Origin of the sequence: Kitasatospora sp. NPDC056783, from assembly GCF_042789895.1 — a bacterium.
Classification (GTDB): Bacteria; Actinomycetota; Actinomycetes; order Streptomycetales; family Streptomycetaceae; genus Kitasatospora.
In genome coordinates, this window is sequence record NZ_JBHUAF010000672.1 from 1 (window position 1) to 1,820 (window position 1,820).

Annotated in this window: 1 protein-coding gene; it reads right to left on the bottom strand. The window is 75.4% G+C overall.

Translation table 11 applies throughout. The annotated features are described in order from the left end of the window. Positions 1 to 108: 108 nt before the first annotated feature. Entirely contained in the window at positions 109 to 1,701 is a 1,593-nt protein-coding gene (locus ACFRMQ_RS40490) for an alpha/beta fold hydrolase (RefSeq protein WP_380735923.1), read from the bottom strand. Positions 1,702 to 1,820 lie beyond the last annotated feature (119 nt).

Here is a 1,820-nt window from a genome sequence, read left to right on the forward strand (position 1 = left end):
GCCCGGTCGGCCGGGCCGCGCACCCGGATCTTGTCGGGCACGGTGCGGAACTGACGGCAGTTCGCCACCCGGCCCGGGGTCAGCACGAACGCCGGTAGCGGGGCGGGCCTACGCGGCGCAGGTGCGGTCGCGGGCGGGGAGGCGGCCGTCGGCGAGGTAGGCGTTGACGGTGGTGTCGATGCAGGAGTTGCCGTGGACACCGTAGTTGGCGTGCTGGTTGGCGCCCGCGAGGGTGAGCAGGCGGGAGCTGGGGAGGCGGCCGTGCAGGGCGACGCTTCCGGTGTAGGGGACGCGAGGATCGCCGGTGGAGGCGACGATCAGGGCCGGGGTGTCGCGGCGGACCCGGACGGGGGCCTCGCGGGGGCCGTCCCAGAAGGCGCAGGGGGTGATGCTCTCGGCCACCGGGGCGAACAACGGGTGGGCGGCGCGGGTGCGTTCGATGTCGCGCCAGTACGTCTCGGGATCACGCGGGGCGGGCACGTCGCCGCACAGGATCGCCGTCTGGGCGCTGCCCACGGCGGAGCCGGCGGGGGTGAACACCGAGCGCAGGAGGTCGGTGAAGGCGGGCGGCAGGGCGGTGGGGCGGCCCTGGGCGGCCTGGGCGAGCAGGGACATCTGCTCGGCCAGGGAGGCGCGCGCCGGGTCGGTGTCGTCGGCCATCCCCGTGAAGAGCAGGGCGGGGACCTGGCTGTCGTCGAGGCGGAAGGCGTCGGGGGCGGTGCCGACGGTGAGCGGTTCGCGGGAGGAGGCGGCGATGACGCCGTCGAGGGTGGCGCGCACCTGCTCGCGGGTGCGGCCGAGCCCGTAGGTGCTGTCGCGGGCGGCCGTCCAGTCGGCCCAGTCGTCGTACGCCTTCTCGTTCTCCGCCTCGGTGCCCTTCATGAGGCGGGGGCTGTAGCGGTCGGGGTCCAGGGCGCTGTCGAGGACCACCCGGTCGTAGCGGGTGGGGAACATCTGGGTGTAGGCCGTGCCCAGGTAGGTGCCGTAGGAGTAGCCGAGGTAGGAGATCCGCCGTTCGCCGAGCACGCCGCGCACGACGTCCATGTCGCGGGCGGTGTTGCGCGTCGTGACGTGCGGCAGGACCTCGGCGTTGGTGGCCCGGCAGCGGTCCGCGACATCCCGGGCCCGAGCGACCTGGCGCTCGAAGCCGGCCCGGTCGGGCCCGGCCGACAGCAGGCCGGGCCCGGAGGACAGGCCGCAGTCCAGGGGCGTGCTGCGGCCGGTGAAACGCGGGTCCATCCCGATCACGTCGTAGCGGGCACCGGTCTCCTTCATCACGGGGCGCACGATGAGCCCGATACCGAGGCCGGGACCGCCCGGGCCCCCGGGGTTGACCAGGAGGGAGCCGATGCGCCGGCGGGTGTCGGTGGCCTTCAGCCGGGATATGGCGACGGTGATGGTCCTGCCGCCGGGGTCGCCGTAGTCGAGCGGTACGGTCACGTCCGCGCACCGCGCGCCCGCGGCGTCGAGGGCGCCGCCCGTCGTGTCGTCCGCGTCCTGGGCGCAGCCGTGCCAGTTCGGGCGCTGCTGGTAGTAACGGCCGAGCCCGGCGGAGGGGGCCGTGTCGGCGGAGCCGGCGGGCGCCGCGGCGGGTGTGGCGGCCAGGGCGGCGGGTGCGGCGGCCAGGCAGGTGGTGAGGCCGGCGGCGAGGGCGAGTGCCGCGGCCGAGGCGCGCCGGACGGCGGTGCCGGTGGTGGTCATGCTGTCTTCTCCTGAGGAGGGTGACGGACACGTCCGGCCCGGAGGACGCCCGGGCCGTGCCGGTCGAGCCTCTCAACGGGCGCTGCTCGAAGGCATCGCCGTACGGCACGAACTGGTGG